Genomic DNA, 20,243 nt, shown 5'->3' on the forward strand with positions numbered 1-20,243 from the left:
ATCTCGACAGATTCATCAGGTTTTTTATATTTAGCGCAAACCATTTATGAATTGGAGAAGAAAAGTTATGACATCCCAACAGCTGACGAATTGGCTCAAACAAAGAACATACTTGACCCCCGACCGGATCGCCTTAATAAGCGATAAACGTGAGTATACGTTTAAGGAATTGTGGACCATGACGATTGAAATGGCATCCAAGATACATAGTCATGTGAAGGAATCTCAATCTGAATTCATCGGATTGATGATAAAAAACACAGTTGAATCGGTCACTGTCATTCATGCTGTTCAACAGCTTGGTCTGACAGCTGTACTTCTAAACCATCGATTAAGTCCGTCTGAACTGGCATTTCAGATTGAAGATATGAATCTGTCAGCAGTCATTTTGGATGATGAGTTTTATGAAAAACTTCAAAATCAGCCTATACAAAAAGTGACGCTTTCAGGTTTACATAAGGCCACTCCGTCAACCTTTGAAATAAAGGGTCATTTTCAGTTAGACCAAGTCTGTTCAGTCATGTATACCTCTGGTACGACAGGGGCACCAAAAGGGGTGCTTCAGACATACGGAAATCACTGGTGGAGTGCGATTGGCTCGTCCTTGAATCTCGGTACAAGTGAAAATGATACCTGGCTGTGTTCGGTACCGCTCTTTCATATAAGCGGCTATTCGATTTTGATGAGAAGTGTTATTTATGGGATGAGCGTCCGGCTGTTTGAACATTTCGATGTTGAGCGGATCAATAGAGAGTTGAAGAGCGGTTCCATCACCATTATGTCGGCAGTGAGCAATATGCTGCAGCGAATGCTGAAGGACCTGGGCGATGAATCGTACCATGGGAATTTTCGATGTATGCTGCTTGGAGGAGGTCCGGCGCCGCTTCCTTTACTCGAAATCTGCAGGGATAAGGAAATTCCTGTTTTTCAAACGTATGGGATGACGGAAACGTCCTCCCAGATTGTCACACTTTCCCCAGAATACAGCTTGTCAAAGCTTGGTTCGGCTGGTAAACCGCTGTTTCCTTCAGAACTGAAGATAAAGAAAGAAACAAGACCAGCGGCAGCGTATGAAGAGGGTGAGATTTTAGTGAAGGGTCCCAATGTGACAATAGGGTATTACAAACGTGAAGGAGCGAACCAGAAAAGTTTTGAAGATGGATGGCTATCCACTGGTGATATCGGCTACGTCGATGACGAAGGCTTTTTATTCGTGTTGGACCGCCGTTCCGATTTAATCATTTCCGGTGGGGAAAATGTGTACCCGGCTGAGATTGAAAGTATGCTCGCTTCCCACAAAGAGATCGAAGATGTGGGTGTAGCAGGGATTTCAAGTGATGAGTGGGGGCAGGTTCCTTGTGCTTTCATTGTAAAAGGCACCATGAGCCTCCTTAACGGGAAAGATGTCCTTTCTTTCTGTAAAAAAAACCTCGCTTCCTATAAACAGCCGAAAAAAATCGTCTTTGTGGATGAAATTCCCCGGAATGCATCCAATAAAATTCTCAGGCGAGTACTGAGAGAGCGATGGGAGCAGGGGGTGTACCGCGATGAACATTAAAAAAATCAGACTGCACATTATATCGATGCCTTTGAAGAAACCATTTGTCACTCACTTGCAAAGGGTTGAATCACGGGAAGGAATCATCATTGAGGCCGAGGATCAAAACGGTGTGATCGGCTTAGGTGAAGCAGTGGCGTTTACAACACCATGGTATACGGAAGAGACGGTGAAGACGTGCCATCACATGTTGAAAGATGTATTGATTCCCATGCTTGAACGTCACCCGATTACCCACCCGAAAGAACTGGGGAACCTGTTTGATACTGTAAGAGGGAATGCAATGGCAAAAGCTTCCCTTGAAATGGCGATCTGGGATTTATATTCGCGACAGCAGGATAAGCCCCTTTGGGATGTGCTTGGAGGAGCCCGCGAGAAAGTACTGGCAGGTGCAGTTGTTGGAGGAGATTCGATAGAGGTGATGATCGAGCAGACTCATGAGCTGGTCGATGAAGGGTATGAACGGATAAAAATCAAGATTTCGAAGGGTGCGGATATTGAAATTGTCGGTGCATTAAGAGAAGAATTTCCTCATCTGTCCCTACTGGCAGATGCGAATTCTGCGTATGAGCTGGATGATGCCGAGCACTTGAAATCCCTTGATGAATTCAACTTGGAAATGATCGAACAGCCTCTCGGGATTGACGATCTGGTTGACCACTCCATTTTGCAAAGTAAGATCAGGACCCCAATCTGCCTTGATGAAAGTATCGTATCGTCACACGATATGAAGAGTGCCATCCATTTGAAGAGCTGCGGTGTCGTCAACATCAAGCTTGGCAGGGTCGGAGGATACAACCCTGCCCTTGAAATCTATCGTCTTTGCCAAGAGAACGGGATCAGGGCATGGTGCGGCGGCATGATTGAATTCGGTGTCTCCCGAGCTCATAATATCTGCCTTGCAACCCTTGAGGGATTCTCGATCCCAGGTGACATTTCTTCCTCATCAAAGTATTGGGAGGAGGACATCATAGATGCTCCGATCACGGTGGAGAACGGATTTGTGAAGAGGTTTAATAAGCCTGGCATTGGAATAGGGCTGAATGAGAAGCGTCTGAAGGAAGTTTGTGAGTGTAGGGAAGAGTTTTTGTTGTAAACAGGGAAGGACATGAATTCAAGAGAAATTCATGTCCTTTTGTCTTGTATAGCTTTCAATGGGAAAATTGTTAATTTTTTTGCTGCAAATACCGTTTGTCTTTCATGAACAGGCTCCAGAAATATACGAATCCCGGGAAAAGAATGATGAACCCGACAATATAAGTGATGAAGACGGCCCGGAATGAATTCGGATCTGTAAAACCGGACTGAATCGTCACTTCCGGATAAATGATATAAGGAAGATGAGCATTGCCGTAGACATAGCTTGCCAGTACATATTGAAACGTAACGGCCACCACCGCTACTCGCGGCATTCCCTTCATCCCCTCCTTATTGGTGGGAAGGAACAGTGCTGCACCTGCCACTAAAAAGCCGAACAGGGAAATCAGCAGGATCGTCACGTCCTCCATCATACGTTCGTAAATCCAGTTGGCTTCATTTTTCATAGTGACCATGATGAGAAAGGCCATCAAAACGGATATGGGACCGATGATCATCGCATCCCTTCTGTACACCTTATATGCTTCAAATTCCCTCGAGGCTTTTGAGTAGTCCGCTAATAAAAGCGATGAAAGAAACAATGTACTCGCTACGGCAAACCCAAAGAACGCATATTCATGCGGACTGGTAAAAAGCTTGCCCAATAGCAGCGTCTGGCCGTCTTCAAAATCAATATAAGGACCATGGGAAATCGGAAGAACGCTGATTAGAAGGCCAGGTATCAATAGCCCCGTTATGCCTGTAATATAGGTCAGCGGTTTTCGGTAATCATCCGCCACATGTGAAAAGACAAGAAAGGCGCTCCGGATCGCGAGCAGTAGGAGGATCATACTCCCCGGCACCAAAAGGACGGTACCGAGAGAATAGGCCGCACCGGGAAATAAGCTGTATACCGCCACGACAAGGGCGACGATGAACGTATTCGTCACTTCCCATGTCGGGGAGAGATAGCGATTTGCGATATTGGTTGCTTTTGTTTTGTCGTGGTTGATGTAAAGCATCGACCAGAAGCCCGCCCCGAAATCCATCGTAGCCATTACGGCATAAATAAATACGAAGCCCCAAAGGATCGTAATTGCGATTAATACCTGAGTCATGAATCATCCCTCCTTCTCATTTAAGTGGACAGCGGAATTTCCTTGCTTTCAGTTTTATCAAGGTCTTTTTGCGGTGGATTGCGTTTGAAGTAATAAAGTAATACAAGCACTACAGCCACTGCTAAAATGGCATACACAGTGACAAATAGTATAAACAGAACGGCAATGTTCCCTGTGGTCGTGACCGAATCCTCTGTACTTAAAATCCGGTAAATGGTCCAGGGCTGTCTGCCGGTACAGGCAAAAATCCAGCCGAACTCAATGGCCAGGATGGAAAGAGGACCTCCAGCCACAAAGAGCCACATCATCCACTTCGGATAACGATCCTTCTTCAAGAGCTTCTTCCATACATAGGCCACCAGAGCAAGAAGAATCAACAATGAACCGATGGCGACCATTGCGTTAAACAGGGTATGAACGAAAAGCGGCGGCCAGTATTCCTCAGGAAAATCATTCAAGCCGATGACTTCGGTATCAAAGCTGTTCCCCGCAAGGAAGCTCAGTGCCCAAGGAATCTCGATTCCCCATTTGACTTCCTGTTCTTCCCGGTCCGTAAACCCTCCGATGGCAAGCGGGGCATGCGTCTGGGTCTCAAACAGCCCTTCTGCTGCTGCAAGCTTTTCAGGCTGATATTCGTGAAGCATCTGAGCTGATTCATGTCCATTGATCGCGGTGAAGAACGCGAAGACCCCTCCAACGAATAAACAAATCATCAGAGCTTTACCGTGAAACTTATAAACTCTCGAGCCGAATGGTGTGCGGAGCATTTTGAATGCAGCGACTGAAGCAATCGTGAATGATCCGACGACGTAAGCAGAAAGAGCGACATGTCCGGCTGTCACAAAAAAGCTTGGATTGAAAAAAGCTTTCCAAGGATCGACATTCGTGATTTCACCGTCGACGATATTGAAGCCTGCCGGAGTCCCTTCAAATGCATGGACATTGGTAATCAATACAGCAGAAGCCAGTCCGCCGATTGCCACAAGGATCAAACTGATGATCCGCATCCAAGGGGCAATCCGATTTGCCGCGTACACATAAATGGACATAAAAAGTGCTTCTATGAAGAAGGCATAAATTTCAATTTGAAAAGGCAGGGCCATCACTCGTCCAATGACCTCCATAAAACCGGGCCACAGCAGCGATAACTGCACGCCTGCAATCGTCCCTGTCGGAATGCCTACTCCAAGTAGCACGGCGAATGCCTTCGTCCAGCGCTTCGCCATGACTGAATAATCCAGATCGTTTGTACGTTGATACATAATTTCCGCTACAAGAATCATCAGCGGGATGCCGACTCCAAGCGTTGCAAAAATAATGTGAAAAGCCATTGTCGTGCCGAATAAAGATCTCGCAAGTACTAATTCATCCATTTCCAATTCTCCCTTACCATGTCATTAGCTTTCCTTATTGTCCACTTAATGGAAAATAATATGCATGCTGAAGACTTTAGTTTTTGGTTGGATGGTGTTGGTAGTCAAAAGGGTGAAGGTGTTGCAAAAGTTTGGTGCGAGGAACGAATCCTATGTGTATTAGAGGAATGAACTCTTTGAAGTTGAAGTCGGAGTTCGGAGTTCGGAGTTGTAGCTGGTACAATCGACCGTATTTGTACCAGGTACACGTCTTTCGGTACACGTCTTTCTCAAGGATCTCTGCGTCAATTAAATAAAAAACACCACTCCCAAGAGAGTGGTGTTTCCTGCATGCTACTGCAGCGCTTTTTTCAATGTGTCGATATTCTTTCTCATCAGTGAAAAATAATCCTCTTTCTCAGCACGGTCTTCTTCTGTCAATACGGAAAGGTTATGAAGCTTAAGAGATTCCGCACCTAGTTCTTTTTGAACGACTTCCGTTAAACGGGAGGAGACGTTTTGTTCGAATAATATATATTGCACATTGTCTTCTTTCCCTTTTTCGATGATTTTCTTCAATTCCTGCTGTGAAGGTTCATCAGATGTGTTCAGTCCGGCGATGGCTTCCTGGTGTAAGCCGTATCGGTCTTCCCAGTAGCTGTATGCAGCGTGAGAAACATAGAACGTTTTATGCGGTGCAGCTTCCGCCATCTGTTTGAATTCGGCATCCAATGCATCCAGTTCACCGTTCAATTCTTTCAGGTTCGCTTGAAAATCTTCCTTATGCTCGGGCATTTCTTTGGATAATGTATCAGCAATCACTTCGGCCATTTGCTTGGAGTATTCCGGATTCAGCCAGATATGTGGATCTCCGTCATGTTGATGGCCACGTTCGTCAGATTTCGCTTCTTCCTCGTGGCCGTGTTCATCTTCTGAATGCCCTTCTTCCTCGTGGCCGTGTTCATCTTCTGAATGCCCTTCTTCCTCAGCATGTTCAATATCCACACCTTTACTAGCAGGCACAACTGTGACATCTTCATTTTCTAGAATGGTTTTTGACTTTTCAACAAATCCTTCGAGCCCCATGCCTACATAAAGAAAGACATCTCCTTCGGCCATTTTGATCATGTCTTTTTGAGAAGGCTCAAACGTATGCTCATCTGCTCCTGGCGGATATACACTGCGGACATCGACATGATCTCCGCCGATTTTCTTTGTGAAATCCTCCAATGGATAAACCGTTGTGTAGACATCGAGCTTGCCATCCTTTGCTTCCTTATCATCGGAAGAAGCTCCGCATGCTGAAAGAAATAAAACAATTAATAAAAACCAGCTTTTACGAATATAGTTCAAGAAGAATCCTCCCTTGTATGATTAATTATAAACTGTAATGATTACGATTTAGCACAAAAGTTATTTTACTACCCTCTGGCGCAATTGGCAAGACAAAAGTTTTAAATGTATTTTTATCTTTACCTGTTCTCCCCAAGAAAAACAAAACAAATAAACAAAGACTAGTTCCCAGGATGGGCTAGTCTTTGTTCTGCTTATTCCTGGATGGCCATTCCTCAGGAACATGGTCAATTCCGCCTGGGTGGAAGGGATGGCATTTCAGGATCCGTTTAATCGTTAGATAGCCTCCGCGGATAGCGCCGAACTTGCCAACTGCCTGCATGCCGTAATGTGAACAGGTGGGGTAGAAGCGGCAGGTCGGAGGTTTTATTGGTGAAATCACGACTTGATAAAATCGGAACAGTAAAAGTAATATGCGTTTCATTGGGTAATCTCCTAGCGTATTTTCTTCTACTATATCAAAGATTGGGCACCTTCTGAAGGTTGGCCGATTTTGAAATGAAATAAAACTGTAAAGAGGGGGAAAAGGCAGGAATGGAGAAATGTTTTAGGAAGTGTGACTCCATAAAAAGGATAAAGTATATTAAGTTGATGAAATTACTATGAATTTACGTTATACTAGTATTTAGAAATCGAATGGGAGTGATTAGAATGCCATCAGTAGAAAGCTTTGAATTAGATCATAATGCGGTAAAGGCACCGTATGTCAGACATTGTGGAGTTCATAAGGTAGGAAGCGACGGTCTAGTCAATAAATTCGATATCCGTTTTAGCCAGCCTAACAAACAGGCGATGAAGCCTGACTCCATTCACACACTCGAACACTTACTAGCATTTACGATCCGTAAATATGCTGAGCCTTATTCTCACTTTGATATCATTGATATTTCTCCAATGGGCTGCCAGACCGGCTATTATCTTGTTGTCAGCGGAGAACCGGAAGTTGAGGAAATCATCGACCTCCTGGAAGCGACGATGAAAGAAGCAGTAGAAATCGAGGAAATTCCTGCAGCAAACGAGAAGCAATGCGGCCAGGCAAAGCTTCATGATCTAGAGGGAGCAAAAAAATTGATGAGATACTGGCTGAGTCAGAGTAAAGAAGACTTGAAGCAGGTTTTTGCTTAACAATAAGAAAATCCACCAGCCTATTTGTGGCTGGTGGATTTTTATGTTTGTTATTCCTTTGGTTTCAATTCAGAGTCGGCTTTCTTTTCTTCCATATGCTTTAGGTGAGGATTATTTTCAATCGGATCGACGGTATGTTTGACTGTCGTATATGCTTTGGATGTCGTCAGGGCACTAACAAATATCACTAATATGCATACGGAGACAGCAATGATCATTAAAAGAGTTAATGACACAGCTCAACCCCCTTTTTTCCTTATTTTATCATACACATGAAATAAATGCCTTGCACTAAATCGTACAATTTGTTGAATAAAGAGTATGGTACAAATGTCCTCTTATTGTTTCCGGAAATACTCTGTTTCCAGCTGGTGAATTTTGGTATGATGAATAAAATAGGGGAGAGGAGTAATTCACATGAATGTATCCTCCATGATGGGGAAGCAGGTTGCAGAGCTTCAGCGGACGCTGAGTATGAATCTGCTGAAGAGTCAGATGTCTACCCAGGCTGCTCACGTGACGGTTATGCTTAAGGATATGCAGGAAGCAAATGCTGTCCCGCATCCGGCCAAGGGACTGAATATTGATGTAAAAGGGTAAGGGAAAAGCCTTAAACAACTGCTGTTTAAGGCTTTTTTTATGATCAGAAAGTATAAATTCTACCTGGAGAATGGGCCAGCTCCAACGCCCAGCCCCTCGAGTCTTTTCGGGGCTGGACAAGGCGCTTGCGCTTTTCTTGTTCTATGTTTCTTACCGGATCAGTGAAGGCTTTTACGTTCCAATCTTACTCGTTCTTCACTTTTGGACCATTTTTCTTTTAACGTCTCAAATATGTATAGTCGAAGGAAATATTCCAGTTCTTCTGTTTCCATTTCCTGAATCAGTTCGATGATTTCATTCCTGGATGTATCTTCTAAAATCGTAAGGGCAATGAGGTCTAAGTCTTCATCTGTACCTTTGATTCTGCCGCGGTACATTTCATAAATTTCTTCAATCAACTTCATGCACTTCACCTCCCTTTCATTAATTTTAACAGAAGTAGGATTGAATACTCTACAATTTATTTTGTATTTACCCGAAAATTCCCGATCATAAGCATCTCTCGGAAAATATCAATTGTTTTTCTTATTGATACTATACTAAAAAAAGCTGACATTATTCATAATAGCTATTAAATTTTTTGAAAAATCTGATTATGGTTGGAGTGTGATGAAGTGAATAGAAAAAGATGAATTGAGGAAAAAGAAAGGTAAGAAAATCGAAGGGGTTGGAAAGCTTGGACGAACGTCATGATTATTATATTGAAATAGCCACGGGTGAAATTTCAAGAAGCTCGACGGATTCACCATGGAACTTTAAAATCTCGGCAACGGATGAAGAAATAACGAGGCTGCGCGAAATCTTTGATTCCAGTCACTCAATTGACTGGCAAAATTTCTATCGTTCACATGTCCCATATATACAGTATCACTTTGACCGTGAAAATGACGCTTACGATGAAAATCTTCATAGGGTATATGCCATGATCCATGAACTCGGTGATGAGGGTGCAAGAAAGCATATCGAGAGTATGGGGATCCTCGATCATCCAGCTCCATAATGGCAAATAAAGTGTTGGATCCCAAGTTAAACTTGTGGACCAATGCTTTTTATTTGTGATTAGATTAGAGAGGGGTGATTACAAATGGAACAGTTTATCGACGCCAATGGATTAAAAGTAGAACTTGCATTTCAAAAGCATTTCTTTGGTCAGGAATCACATCATGTCTTGGTCATCTGCCGTTACCACGATAAATGGCTGTTAACGCAGCATAAAAAACGGGGGATTGAATTTCCCGGGGGCAAGCGGGAAAAAGGAGAATCACTAGAGGAAGCGGCCATTCGCGAGACCTTTGAAGAAACTGGGGGAGTGATCAAAGACCCCGTTTTTGTAGGGGAATATAAGGTCTTTGATCAAACACCATTTGTGAAGACTATTTTCTTTGCGGTAGCTGACGAATTGGTAAGGAAAGAGGATTACCTGGAAACTTACGGATGTAAGTTATGGGAGGGTGAGCTGGCCGATATGCAGACACACCCTGAATTCAGTTTTATCATGAAAGACAAAGTGGTGGAATCGGCTCTTAAATATTTAAACCTTACGACTTGATCCACTTCTTTTCGAGCTGTTCAACGACCTTATACATAATCGTGGCAAATACGGCAATCACAAGCAGGGATAGAAGGACGAGGGTGAAATTGAACACCTGGAAACCATAGATGATCATATAACCCAGACCCTTTGCCGACACGAGGAATTCTCCTACAATGACTCCGACCCAGGATAAGCCCACGTTTACCTTTAACGTGGAGATGATTGTCGGAAAGGAAGCTGGCAGGATGACTTCTTTAAACATCTGGCCTCTTTTTGCACCGAATGTCTTCATGACTTTCAAGTAGTTTGGGTCCACCTCTTTAAAAGAGGTATACACGACGATCGTGGTGATGATGACGGATATGACAGTGCCCATGGCGATAATCGAAGTGAAGCCCGGACCAAGCCCGACGATGAGAATCGGGCCAAGAGCTACTTTCGGCATGGCATTCATGATGACAAGATAAGGGTCCAGTACTCTTGATAGGAAAGAAGACCACCAAAGGAGTGCAGCTAACAGTGTTCCAAGCAGTGTACCAAGGATAAAACCCAGAATTGTCTCTCCCAGTGTCACTGATAAATTGGCAAGGAGGCTCCCATCTGCTGCTTTATCCAAAAAAAGCACCCAAATCTTTGAAGGGGAGCTGAAGATTAATGGGTCGATCCAGCTGTTCCGGCTCGATATTTCCCACAGGGTAAAGAACACAAGGAAAATAAGAGCCTGATAGAACCAGACCCACCGCTGTTCTTTTTTTAGTGATTGAATGTATTCGGCATGCTTCTGTTTAAGCGTTTCCTGGTTCAAGGTTCTCAAGCTCCTTCCATATCGTTTGAAAAAACGGAGGGTACGCTGCATGATTTCTTACGGTAAACGGTTTTAGTTCCTTTAACACCTGAGGCACATCAAACACCCTGTGTATCCTCCCGGGCTTTGAGGCAAACAAAATGATCCGGTCACTCATCGCAATGGCTTCCCCGATATCATGCGTAACGAGGACGGCGGTTTTATTCAATGATTTCAAAGTTGTAAAGATGAGATCCTCAAGCTTCAATTTCGTTTGATAATCGAGTGCCGAAAATGGTTCATCCAAAAGGAGGATTTTCGGTTCCGTAATCAGCGTCCGGATCAGTGCGACCCGCTGCCGCATTCCGCCTGAAAGTTCTCTCGGATACGAAGATGCTACGCCTGATAGACCCAATTCTTCAAGTAAATTAGATGCTTCACGTTTCTTCTCTTCTGTTAAGTTCTCCATTATCTTCAATCCCAAGAAAATATTCTCCTCGATCGTTTTCCATGGAAACAGATAATCCTGCTGAAGCATATACCCCATTTGATTTTTTTCAGAATTGACCGGTTTGCCGTGCAGAAGAACCTTGCCTTCTGTCGGCTTAATGAGTCCTGCGATAATCGAAAGAAGTGTAGTTTTTCCACATCCGCTAGGTCCGATAAAGGAGATGAATTCTCCTTCATTCACATCGAATGAAATATTAGAAAGGGCATTGGTTGCCGTTTTAGGGGAAAAATAAGTGTGATGAATCGTATCCAGGGATAAAAAATTCACGGTAACGCGCCTCCAGTTTTGTATTAATGAAGGGCTGACGCTGCGTCAACCCTATTTGGTGATGGTACGGTTTGGGTGGCTGGAAACAAGGTGGTGTTTTTGGGCCAGGCACAGATTGAGGGATTTGTGCCTGGCACAAAACCAGTGAATTGTTCCAGGCACAATCTCATCAACCGGTTCACCGGTTACCCCTATTTACTCACTTTCTCAGCAACCGAAGTGTTAACGAGCGTCTCATGGTCTACTTGCTCAGGAAGTTCTCCTGCTTCCTCCATGATGTTCTGCAGGTTATTCCATTCTTCCACATCCAGAATCGGATCGGTTGCAAATGAGCCTTGTGACTTATAACGGTCCACGACGGTTTCGATGATATCAAATTCTGTGTCTTCAAAGTAAGGTTCGATCACTTCGGCTATTTCTTTCGGGGAGCTTTCCTCTACCCACTTCTGTGCTTTGTAGAGGGCATTTGTAAACTTTTCGATAGTTTCTTTGTTATCGTTCATATAACTATCCTTCGCCATAAAGGTGGTGTAAGGGACATGGCCGGATTCTGTACCAAAGGAAGCGACAATATGACCTTTCCCTTCTTTTTCAAAGATGGAAGCGGTAGGTTCGAACAGCTGCACGTAATCACCTGTACCGGAAGCAAAGGCGTTGGCAATATTGGCGAAGTCGATATTCTGGATCAGATTCAGATCATTATGCGGATCGATTCCATTTTGTTTAAGCACAAACTCTCCAACCATCTGCGGCATGCCGCCTTTACGCTGGCCTAGGAAGGTGGAATCTTTCAGTTGATCCCAATCGAAGTTTTCCACTTTTTCACGTGATACGAGGAAGGTGCCGTCTGTCTGTGTGAGCTGTGCAAAGTTGATGACGGGATCATCTGATCCTTGCGCGTGTACGTAGATGGATGTTTCTGAACCGACCAGAGCGACATCTGCACCTTCAGAAAGTAAAGTGGTCATCGTTTTATCGCCGCCCCATGTAGTGGTTAACTCAATATCGAGCCCTTCTTCTTTAAAAAAGCCTTTTTCTATCGCTACATATTGGGGAGCATAGAAGATGGAGCGGGTCACTTCTGCGACTCGCACTTTTTGGGCTTCATCCTCGCCGCTTCCGCATGCGGTCAAGCCTGTCGTCAGCATTGCCGTCAAGAGAAGGGTGAAGACAATTCGAGTCCATTTTTTCATAGATGTTATCCTCCTTTGAATGAAACATGGGCGCATGCTACAACCCTCCCAACGTTTTTTTACATTACTTGAGGGGTAGGATGCTCCTATAGGGAATCATGACAAGTTGAATGTGAGATTTGATAAAATAGTTTATGTAGAGGGCGAAAAATGTGTGAATACCCAGTGCCCATTTCTGAAAGGAAGAGAGTATGAAAAACGGAACCATTTTGAAAAAGACATTATTTCCTTCTCCCAATCCGGATGTTGAGCTATATGAAATCATCTATTTCTCGGGGGGGCTTCGGGTGAAGGGTCTGCTTGCACAGCCGGTACAAGCAGGGGAGTATGATGGCTTTCTGTATTTAAGGGGAGGGATTAAAGGAGTAGGAATGGTAAGACCTGCCCGTATCGCTCAATTTGCACAGGAAGGATTTATCGTGTTTGCCCCATACTACCGTGGTAATCGGGGTGGGGAAGGAAATGAAGACTTTGGAGGGGACGACCGGGAAGATGCCTTGTCTGCTTATCGGTTGTTGAAAGAGTATAAACGAGTACATAAAGAGCGGATCCATGTATTCGGGTTTTCAAGGGGCGGAGTCATGGCTTTGATCACCGGAATCGAAGAGAAGGATGTCACCTCGATCGTCACTTGGGGTGGTGTGTCGGATATGTTCCTGACCTATGAAGAACGAAATGATCTTCGCAGGATGATGAAAAGGGTGATCGGCGGCACCCCCAATAAATATCCCGAACGCTATAAGTGGCGCACTCCGCTGTATGAGGTCGAAGAGATTTCAGCTCCTGTCCTGATCATTCACGGAAAAAAAGACCACAACGTTTCAATCGATCATGCATATAGATTAGAAAAACGGCTGAAAGAGGCTGGGAAATCAGTTCAATCGTATTATTTTTCAGAGTTCACGCATTATTTTCCCCCTCTGAAAAACCGTGAAATTGTCACTATGCTCTGTGATTGGATGAAAAAACAGGAGTAAAGGGGAATGACCATGGGAATGGGGCTCGAGCTTAATACCATGCTTGTCACGAAAGGAAAAGAAGTCAGAACGGAAGACAACCTGTTTCTATTGCAAAAAGACGGCTACCGATTATATCCGATGCAAACTCCTATCGAAATACGAACAACTAAACGAAGCCATTCAAGAGGGTATGCGCGTATAGAAAAAATCCAGTGGCATGAAGAGAAGACAACGATTTTCTATAAGCTGATTTCGCTGAATACCACTAATTAGGAGCCTGATTTCAGGTTCTTTTTTATTTGAATTATAATTGAACGGATTATACCTCATACTACTAAAAAAAGCAGAGGTAGACGGATGATTGAACAATATGACAGCGTGCACAATGAATTGATGAAGGCGGCTAAATTAAATATTGATTATTGGCTGGAATACAATTTTCTCACGTTGAAGTGGTGGATCATTATTGTTGTAATGATCTTACTGTGGCTGATTTTTTTAAAATTGGTGAATCGTGAGCAGCACCCAAGAGTTTTATTTCTCGGCCTTGTATGGATCATCGCTGCAAGCAACCTGGATGGATTGGGATTTGAATGGGGATTTTGGGGATACCCGACGGAACTTTTTCCGATTTACCCAAAAGCCTATTTATTTGATTATGCATTCATTCCGGTCACCTATATGCTCCTCTATTATTATTTTCCAAGGGGGAAGGCTTTCTTTCTAGCCAATCTCGTGTTGGCGGGCGGGGCATCATTTGTTAGTGAGCCATTTTTCAGGTGGCTGGATTACTACAAAGCTTATCATTGGAATCCCTGGTGGTCATTCCTTATATATATGACTGTTTCCTATTTGGTCCGCTGGTTCGTGGAAATAGTTTTCAGCAAACAAAATGCTCTTTCCGAAAAATGAAATTTGTGTTAACTTTAACTTATTGAAAGTTTACACAACAAAGGGGAGAACGATGCATGAATGGGGAAAAATTGAGAATGATCATCCAATGCAGTATTTTTGCTGCGATTACAGGAATTTTTGCGCAAATTGAAATTCCGCTTCCGCTTGTTCCAATCAGTGGTCAGACCTTGGCGGTAGGACTGACAGCCACGATACTCGGCAGCAGATACGGAGCGTTTGCCATGGTAGGATATGCCGCACTTGGAGCGGTCGGGGTTCCTGTGTTTGCCGGGTTCAGCGGAGGCGCACAGGTCCTTGTCGGTCCGACAGGCGGCTACATATTCGGGTTCATTGCTGCCGCTTTCCTTACAGGCTGGATTCTTGAGAAAACGAAATTCAATCTGACAATGGCGATGATTGCGAACACAGTCGGAATGATTGTCATCCTCATCCTAGGTACAATTCAATTGAAATACGTAGCTGAACTAAGCTGGGCACAGGCAATGGCAGCCGGAGTGTATCCATTTATCGTTGTGGGTCTCATCAAAGCATTTCTGGCAAGCTGGATCGGAATCACGGTTCGAAATCGCCTTGTGCAGGCAAAATTAATTGACCGTAGCCCTAAAGCTGCAGCATGAGTAACAGCCGGATCTCATTGGGAGAAGATCCGGCTGTTTTTTAGGTCCTGAACATTTAAAATTTATACATCATCCAATAACCGATATCCTCAAAGCCGATGTTCTTATAAATCTTGCCTGCTTCAGGATTATCATAAAAGAGGCAAAGCTCCTTGCCCTCCTGCAGTACATCCCGGCAAAGTTTGGTCATGCACTGGGTTGCATAGCCTTTTTTCTTGTGATCAGAATGAGTGCAGACAGCCACGATCATCGCTGACATACTGTTTTCGGCGGTTGTAGAGGCCGAGGATACATAAATACCGTCTTTTTCAATGTAGTAGCTGCGTGCTACCCCTTTTTCCATACCATGCTTTCTTTTCTCCACAGTGAAATTTCCCCCGCTGAACTCAAGGATGCTGTTGAGAAGCTCAACTAGCCTGGGCAGGTTTTCGATGGAGGCTTTTTCTACATGATTCAGCTCCTCATTTGATAAAGAGTCACTGTTATCCAATTTTGCATAGTACATCTGCCTTTTAGAATGAAATTCTCTTTTCAAAAAAGGTTCGACTTTCGAAGTGATATCCTTTAGTCCTGACATGATCTGAAAATCATTGCAGTTATTAATGATGTCAGCGAAACCTTCCGCGTCAAACTCTCCTTGAGAGTATGGAATGAAGTTTTCTCTATATTTTAAAAGGATTCCTCTAAGGCTTCCATTCTCTTCAAAATCACCCCAAATGGTTTGAAAATCCTGTTCGTAACCAAATGCCTCAATATCCCCTATGATGAATAAATTCTCGGCAGGCTGCTTTTGGATCAACTGCTGACATTGCTCATTATCTGCCTGGGTTAGTACTCTAATCATTTCCCTATCCCCTTTATAAGTTTTAATTGATATATTACCAAAATTTCTAATATTTAGTAAAGAAGTTTTTTGATAAATAGTGATTTGTGTTTTAAAAAAGTTGATTTGGGGAAAGTTAGCATCAATACATGATGAAGGAGGCGGTAAATATGTTGTGGACCATCATTGGAATACTAGTTGTCCTTTGGTTATTAGGTCTGATTTTTAAGATTGGCGGAGCCATCATCCATATACTATTGATCATAGCCGTGGTCGTGTTCTTATGGAATCGGATTACAGGCAAGAAGAAAGGCTTATAGCTGTAAAAAAGGAGGAGGGATCCTCTTTTTTTTTTTGGTAAAACCCATCCAATACTAAATCAGTCACCCAAAGCAAAAAAAAACGACCAGCCAAACACCCATAAAGTGTCCGACTGATCAGTCCATGATTAAATTCGATTATTTTACAGACGGACCGCCTTTTGCTTCGATCTCGCCAGGTACGTTTGTGAATTTTTTGAAGTTGTCGTTGAATTGGCGTGCAAGTTGAGTTGCTTTTACTTTATACGCTTTTTCATCTGACCAAGTTTTTACTGGTTGAAGGACTTCATCTGGTACCCCTGGTACGTGTACCGGAATATTCAATCCAAAGATTTCATCTGTTTCAGTTTCAACGTTTGTTAGTTCGCCCTCTAATGCTGCCTGCACCATTGCACGTGTGTAAGACAATTTCATGCGGTTACCCACACCATATTCACCGCCGGTCCATCCAGTGTTTACAAGGTAAACTTCTGAATTGTGCTCATCTATTTTCTTGCCGAGCATTTCTGCGTAACGAGTGGCAGCAAGCGGCAGGAATGGAGAACCGAAGCATGTAGAGAATGTTGCCTGCGGTGAAGTGATGCCGCGCTCAGTACCTGCTAATTTAGATGTGTACCCACTTAAGAAATGGTACATTGCCTGCTCTTTCGTCAGCTTGCTGATTGGAGGCAGGACGCCGAATGCATCGGCAGTCAGGAATACGATTGTATTAGGATGGCCTGCAACACTTGGCTCAACGATGTTTTCCATCGCTTGAAGCGGATAAGCAGCACGAGTATTTTCAGTTAATGAGTTATCTTCATAATCCGGAATGCGTGAATCCTCATCGAGAACCACGTTTTCCAACACGGAACCGAAACGGATGGCGTCAAAGATTTGAGGCTCCTTTTCACGAGTAAGTCCGATGCATTTCGCGTAGCAGCCGCCTTCGATGTTGAATACGCCGTTTGGTGACCATCCGTGTTCGTCATCCCCGATCAGACGGCGGTTCGGATCTGCTGATAATGTCGTTTTGCCTGTTCCGGAAAGGCCAAAGAATAGTGCTACATCGCCTTCACGCCCAACATTCGCTGAACAGTGCATGGAAAGGATATCGGATTCAGGAAGCATGTAATTCATGACAGAGAAGATTGACTTCTTCATTTCTCCTGCATATTCTGTTCCGCCGATCAGGACGATTCTCTTCTCAAAAGAAACGATGATGAATGTTTCAGAATTTGTTCCATCCACCTCAGGATCTGCTTTGAAGTTAGGAGCTGAAACGATGGTGAATTCTGATTTGTGTGAGATCAACTCTTCCGCACTCGGACGAATGAACAGCTGGTGGGCAAAAAGATTATGCCACGCAAATTCATTGATTACCTGGATAGGAAGTCTATGTTTGGGATCTGCCCCTGCAAATCCGTTAAAAACGAAAACTTCTTCTTTTTCTTTTAAGTATGCAAGAACTTTATGGTATAATTTATCGAATGATTCAGCGGAGATCGGCTGATTAACAGCTCCCCAATCAATTTTATCTTTCGTTGAAGGCTCCTCGACAGTGAATTTATCTTTAGGAGAGCGCCCTGTGTATTTCCCGGTTTCAGCTCTGACCGCACCTGAAGAAGTTAAAACGCCTTCATTTCTGTGGAGAACTTTTTCCACTAGTTGTGAAACAGACAGTTGATTTTTGATGTTTTGACCGTTAAGTAATTCTGTTAACTCATTAGACATGCTCACTGAATTCATTAGAACCCTTCCTTTATATAAATTTAATTATCCCTTTGGTTGTATCTTTTCAAAAATAGTATAACACAATTAATTTATTAGTCTATACTATTTAAAGCTTTTTTATAATGTGACTTAAATTTGTAACATTTTCCTTTAATAACACAACTTATTTCTCCCTATCTAATCAGTGTATGCTTTGTCCAACGGGAATTCCCCATGCATCCACCTACGATTCTATGTTTCTTCTTATATAAATGTCCTCTATTTTTTTCGGGTTCAATCCTGGCTTTTATAGAAGCTGGTTGAGTGAGGCGGGCTGTTAATCTTTACATACGAAAAAAGATTTGACACCCCATATTGTTAACGTTATTATTGTACCTTGAACGGATACTCTTATCCTGAGCTGGTGGAGGGAGCAGACCCAATGAAACCCAGCAACCTGCTAAATAGATAGTTGATTTTTTCCGTGAAGGGAAGGATCCCATGAAGCGAAGGTGCTAAACTGAGGCAAGGTGGACAACCTTGAACGATAAGAGAGAAAAGGCGCGGCTATGATGTGAAACCTTTCCTCTTTATACTTTTCCCGAGGAAGGGTTTTTTCTGTTTAGATGTAAGATTATATAACTCTAATTTGAGAATTGTCCAGCTCCAGCGCCCAGCCCCTCGAGACGTTTCGGTCCGCCCAGTGAAGTCAAAAGGCGACTTCACCGGTCGGCCCTCCAACGCTTTTCGGGGCTGAACAAGGCGCTTGCGCTTTTCTAGTAGTGGAGCATTAGTGATTAAACCTCATGTTTTTATATAAGGTCGTTTTTCTCTTCCTTATAAAAAAACCATGTTTACTTCATACTACTTAGGGAAATGAGTACCGTATCTGTTTAAATGTTTTGCCGGTGAAAATCGGCAATTATGCTTAAGGAGGAACCTTAATGTCAACAAAACGTCGTCTGTTTACATCTGAGTCCGTAACGGAAGGACATCCAGATAAAATTTGTGACCAAATCTCTGATTCAATTCTTGATGCCATTCTAACGAATGATCCGAATGCACGTGTAGCATGTGAAACATCTGTTACAACAGGTCTTGTCCTTGTTGCAGGTGAAATCACTACAAATACGTATGTCGATATCCCGAAAATCGTCCGTGAAACGATTCGCGGAATCGGATACACTCGTGCGAAATATGGTTTCGATGCTGAAACTTGTGCGGTACTTACATCAATCGATGAACAGTCAGCTGATATAGCCCAAGGTGTTGACCAAGCACTTGAAGCACGTGAAGGACAAATGTCCGATGAGGAAATCGATGCAATCGGGGCAGGGGATCAGGGTCTTATGTTCGGATTTGCCTGCAACGAGACGAAGGAGCTTATGCCTCTTCCGATTTCTCTTGCTCACAAATTATCCCGTCAACTGACTGAAGTACGTAAAGAAGAAGTTCTTCCTTACCTTCGTCCTGACGGTAAAACGCAGGTAACGGTTGAATATGATGAGAACGATAGGCCTGTTCGCATCGACACAATCGTTATTTCAACTCAGCACCACCCGGAAGTTTCGCTTGAGCAAATCCAGCGTAACCTGAAAGAATATGTCATCGATCCGGTTGTTCCAAAAGAACTGATCGACGAAAAAACAAAATACTTCATTAACCCTACCGGCCGTTTTGTTATAGGCGGTCCTCAAGGTGATGCAGGTCTGACAGGCCGTAAGATCATCGTTGACACATATGGTGGATATGCGCGTCACGGCGGCGGTGCGTTCTCTGGTAAGGATGCAACGAAAGTCGACCGTTCAGCAGCTTATGCCGCTCGTTATGTAGCGAAAAACATCGTTGCTGCCGGCTTGGCTGAAAAATGTGAAGTTCAATTGGCATATGCGATTGGAGTAGCACAGCCTGTATCCATCTCAATCGATACATTCGGAACTGGCAAAGTTTCTGAGGATGCATTGGTTGACGTTGTAAGCAGCAACTTTGACCTGCGCCCTGCAGGGATCATCAAAATGCTTGATCTTCGCCGTCCGATCTACAAGCAGACTGCTGCTTATGGACACTTCGGCCGTAACGACCTGGATCTTCCGTGGGAGCGTACGAACAAAGCTGAAGTATTGAAGGCTGAGGCTCTTAAGTAATACAGGTATGAGAAAACCAACACTTTTTAGGGGTGTTGGTTTTTTTGATGGAGCGGGCAAGGCGTGGTTGGCTGCGAGCAGGTTTGGAAGAGTGTCAAAGCAGGAAAGTGAAGCATGCGGAAATTGTCGAAATATGAAGAATGACAGATATATTGGAATTTTGGCAGATATAATGAAAAAATGGACGATAAAAAAATTTTTTGGACGATAACGGTTTAACCCCCTAAGTTTGGACACATACTTCACTATTCTTAGGGTTACTTAGTTTTTCATATTTTCTACCGCGCTTTCGCTTGCTGGC

Annotated in this window: 24 protein-coding genes and 1 riboswitch; of the genes, 13 read left to right on the plus strand and 11 right to left on the minus strand. The window is 43.6% G+C overall.

The window, feature by feature from the left end:
• Window positions 1-46 precede the first annotated feature (46 nt).
• The gene (locus tag AAEO50_RS16660; protein ID WP_341985437.1) at window positions 47-1,558 is read left to right on the plus strand and encodes an o-succinylbenzoate--CoA ligase; all 1,512 of its coding nucleotides are present in this window, start codon (window positions 47-49) and stop codon (window positions 1,556-1,558) included.
• Window positions 1,548-2,654, plus strand: coding sequence for an o-succinylbenzoate synthase (menC, locus tag AAEO50_RS16665; RefSeq protein WP_341985438.1), 1,107 nt, complete (start codon window positions 1,548-1,550; stop codon window positions 2,652-2,654). Before AAEO50_RS16660 ends, menC begins: the two co-directional genes overlap by 11 nt.
• 70 nt (window positions 2,655-2,724) lie before the next feature.
• Here menC and AAEO50_RS16670 read toward each other — a convergent pair whose 3' ends face one another.
• The 4 genes from AAEO50_RS16670 to yidD all read right to left on the minus strand — a co-directional run bounded on the left by AAEO50_RS16670 (window position 2,725) and on the right by yidD (window position 6,882).
• A complete protein-coding gene (locus AAEO50_RS16670; RefSeq protein WP_341985439.1) occupies window positions 2,725-3,753 on the minus strand; it encodes a cytochrome d ubiquinol oxidase subunit II in 1,029 nt (342 codons plus the stop codon).
• Between the two features lie 20 nt (window positions 3,754-3,773).
• Window positions 3,774-5,126: a cytochrome ubiquinol oxidase subunit I gene (locus AAEO50_RS16675; protein WP_341985440.1), complete on the minus strand. Its 1,353-nt coding sequence runs from the start codon at window positions 5,124-5,126 to the stop codon at window positions 3,774-3,776.
• Window positions 5,127-5,459: 333 nt separating this feature from the next.
• On the minus strand, window positions 5,460-6,458 hold the full coding sequence (locus tag AAEO50_RS16680) for a metal ABC transporter substrate-binding protein (RefSeq protein ID WP_341985441.1): 999 nt from the start codon (window positions 6,456-6,458) through the stop codon (window positions 5,460-5,462).
• A gap of 178 nt (window positions 6,459-6,636) precedes the next feature.
• Window positions 6,637-6,882 (minus strand): membrane protein insertion efficiency factor YidD, encoded by a 246-nt coding sequence (yidD, locus tag AAEO50_RS16685; RefSeq protein WP_341985442.1) that lies wholly within the window; start codon window positions 6,880-6,882, stop codon window positions 6,637-6,639.
• 227 nt (window positions 6,883-7,109) lie between these two features.
• Here yidD and AAEO50_RS16690 point away from each other — a divergent pair, with 227 nt between their 5' ends.
• Complete coding sequence (locus tag AAEO50_RS16690; RefSeq protein WP_341985443.1) at window positions 7,110-7,583, plus strand: S-ribosylhomocysteine lyase; 474 nt, start codon at window positions 7,110-7,112, stop codon at window positions 7,581-7,583.
• A gap of 50 nt (window positions 7,584-7,633) precedes the next feature.
• Here the strand turns inward: AAEO50_RS16690 and ytzI are convergent, their stop codons facing one another.
• Complete coding sequence (gene ytzI / locus AAEO50_RS16695) at window positions 7,634-7,819, minus strand: YtzI protein (RefSeq protein ID WP_341985444.1); 186 nt, start codon at window positions 7,817-7,819, stop codon at window positions 7,634-7,636.
• A gap of 181 nt (window positions 7,820-8,000) precedes the next feature.
• Between ytzI and AAEO50_RS16700 the strand changes: the two genes are divergently transcribed.
• Window positions 8,001-8,183 carry a hypothetical protein gene (locus AAEO50_RS16700; protein ID WP_341985445.1) on the plus strand — a complete coding sequence of 61 codons (183 nt, stop codon included), beginning with the start codon at window positions 8,001-8,003 and terminating at the stop codon, window positions 8,181-8,183.
• Between the two features lie 158 nt (window positions 8,184-8,341).
• On the opposite strand, the gene AAEO50_RS16705 is transcribed toward AAEO50_RS16700, so the two are convergent.
• A complete protein-coding gene (locus tag AAEO50_RS16705) occupies window positions 8,342-8,587 on the minus strand; it encodes a DUF6154 family protein (protein ID WP_032087259.1) in 246 nt (81 codons plus the stop codon).
• Window positions 8,588-8,859: 272 nt separating this feature from the next.
• Here AAEO50_RS16705 and AAEO50_RS16710 point away from each other — a divergent pair, with 272 nt between their 5' ends.
• Both AAEO50_RS16710 and ytkD read left to right on the plus strand, forming a co-directional pair.
• Window positions 8,860-9,183 carry a hydrolase gene (locus tag AAEO50_RS16710; RefSeq protein ID WP_341985446.1) on the plus strand — a complete coding sequence of 108 codons (324 nt, stop codon included), beginning with the start codon at window positions 8,860-8,862 and terminating at the stop codon, window positions 9,181-9,183.
• A gap of 84 nt (window positions 9,184-9,267) precedes the next feature.
• Window positions 9,268-9,732, plus strand: a complete 465-nt coding sequence (gene ytkD, locus AAEO50_RS16715) for an RNA deprotection pyrophosphohydrolase (protein WP_341985447.1) — start codon at window positions 9,268-9,270, stop codon at window positions 9,730-9,732.
• Here the strand turns inward: ytkD and AAEO50_RS16720 are convergent.
• The 3 genes from AAEO50_RS16720 to AAEO50_RS16730 form a co-directional block, all read right to left on the minus strand.
• Entirely contained in the window at window positions 9,722-10,522 is an 801-nt protein-coding gene (locus AAEO50_RS16720) for an ABC transporter permease (protein WP_341985448.1), read from the minus strand. The genes ytkD and AAEO50_RS16720 overlap by 11 nt on opposite strands.
• On the minus strand, window positions 10,503-11,279 hold the full coding sequence (locus AAEO50_RS16725; RefSeq protein WP_341985449.1) for an ABC transporter ATP-binding protein: 777 nt from the start codon (window positions 11,277-11,279) through the stop codon (window positions 10,503-10,505). The genes AAEO50_RS16720 and AAEO50_RS16725 overlap by 20 nt, the downstream gene beginning before the upstream one ends.
• 191 nt (window positions 11,280-11,470) lie before the next feature.
• The gene (locus AAEO50_RS16730; protein WP_341985450.1) at window positions 11,471-12,472 is read right to left on the minus strand and encodes an ABC transporter substrate-binding protein; all 1,002 of its coding nucleotides are present in this window, start codon (window positions 12,470-12,472) and stop codon (window positions 11,471-11,473) included.
• Window positions 12,473-12,663: 191 nt separating this feature from the next.
• On the opposite strand from AAEO50_RS16730, the gene AAEO50_RS16735 reads away from it, so the two are divergent.
• The 4 genes from AAEO50_RS16735 to AAEO50_RS16750 all read left to right on the plus strand — a co-directional run bounded on the left by AAEO50_RS16735 (window position 12,664) and on the right by AAEO50_RS16750 (window position 14,963).
• Complete coding sequence (locus AAEO50_RS16735; RefSeq protein ID WP_341985451.1) at window positions 12,664-13,449, plus strand: alpha/beta hydrolase family protein; 786 nt, start codon at window positions 12,664-12,666, stop codon at window positions 13,447-13,449.
• Between the two features lie 12 nt (window positions 13,450-13,461).
• A complete protein-coding gene (locus AAEO50_RS16740) occupies window positions 13,462-13,704 on the plus strand; it encodes a DUF2584 family protein (protein WP_341985461.1) in 243 nt (80 codons plus the stop codon).
• Between the two features lie 84 nt (window positions 13,705-13,788).
• Window positions 13,789-14,343 (plus strand): CBO0543 family protein, encoded by a 555-nt coding sequence (locus AAEO50_RS16745; protein WP_341985452.1) that lies wholly within the window; start codon window positions 13,789-13,791, stop codon window positions 14,341-14,343.
• Window positions 14,344-14,399: 56 nt separating this feature from the next.
• Window positions 14,400-14,963: a biotin transporter BioY gene (locus tag AAEO50_RS16750; RefSeq protein ID WP_341985453.1), complete on the plus strand. Its 564-nt coding sequence runs from the start codon at window positions 14,400-14,402 to the stop codon at window positions 14,961-14,963.
• Between the two features lie 55 nt (window positions 14,964-15,018).
• Here AAEO50_RS16750 and AAEO50_RS16755 read toward each other — a convergent pair whose 3' ends face one another.
• Window positions 15,019-15,807: a GNAT family N-acetyltransferase gene (locus AAEO50_RS16755; RefSeq protein WP_341985455.1), complete on the minus strand. Its 789-nt coding sequence runs from the start codon at window positions 15,805-15,807 to the stop codon at window positions 15,019-15,021.
• A gap of 149 nt (window positions 15,808-15,956) precedes the next feature.
• Between AAEO50_RS16755 and AAEO50_RS16760 the strand changes: the two genes are divergently transcribed.
• Complete coding sequence (locus AAEO50_RS16760; protein WP_341985456.1) at window positions 15,957-16,106, plus strand: lmo0937 family membrane protein; 150 nt, start codon at window positions 15,957-15,959, stop codon at window positions 16,104-16,106.
• Between the two features lie 138 nt (window positions 16,107-16,244).
• Here the strand turns inward: AAEO50_RS16760 and pckA are convergent, their stop codons facing one another.
• A complete protein-coding gene (gene pckA / locus AAEO50_RS16765) occupies window positions 16,245-17,834 on the minus strand; it encodes a phosphoenolpyruvate carboxykinase (ATP) (RefSeq protein ID WP_341985457.1) in 1,590 nt (529 codons plus the stop codon).
• A 372-nt stretch (window positions 17,835-18,206) separates the two neighbouring features.
• Window positions 18,207-18,352: riboswitch (SAM riboswitch) on the plus strand.
• Window positions 18,353-18,742: 390 nt separating this feature from the next.
• Here pckA and metK point away from each other — a divergent pair.
• Both metK and AAEO50_RS16775 read left to right on the plus strand, forming a co-directional pair.
• Entirely contained in the window at window positions 18,743-19,942 is a 1,200-nt protein-coding gene (metK, locus tag AAEO50_RS16770) for a methionine adenosyltransferase (protein ID WP_341985458.1), read from the plus strand.
• A gap of 7 nt (window positions 19,943-19,949) precedes the next feature.
• Window positions 19,950-20,153 carry a hypothetical protein gene (locus AAEO50_RS16775; protein ID WP_341985459.1) on the plus strand — a complete coding sequence of 68 codons (204 nt, stop codon included), beginning with the start codon at window positions 19,950-19,952 and terminating at the stop codon, window positions 20,151-20,153.
• Window positions 20,154-20,243: the final 90 nt, after the last annotated feature.

It is taken from the genome of Rossellomorea oryzaecorticis (genome assembly GCF_038405515.1).
Lineage (GTDB): Bacteria > Bacillota > Bacilli > Bacillales > Bacillaceae_B > Rossellomorea > Rossellomorea oryzaecorticis_A.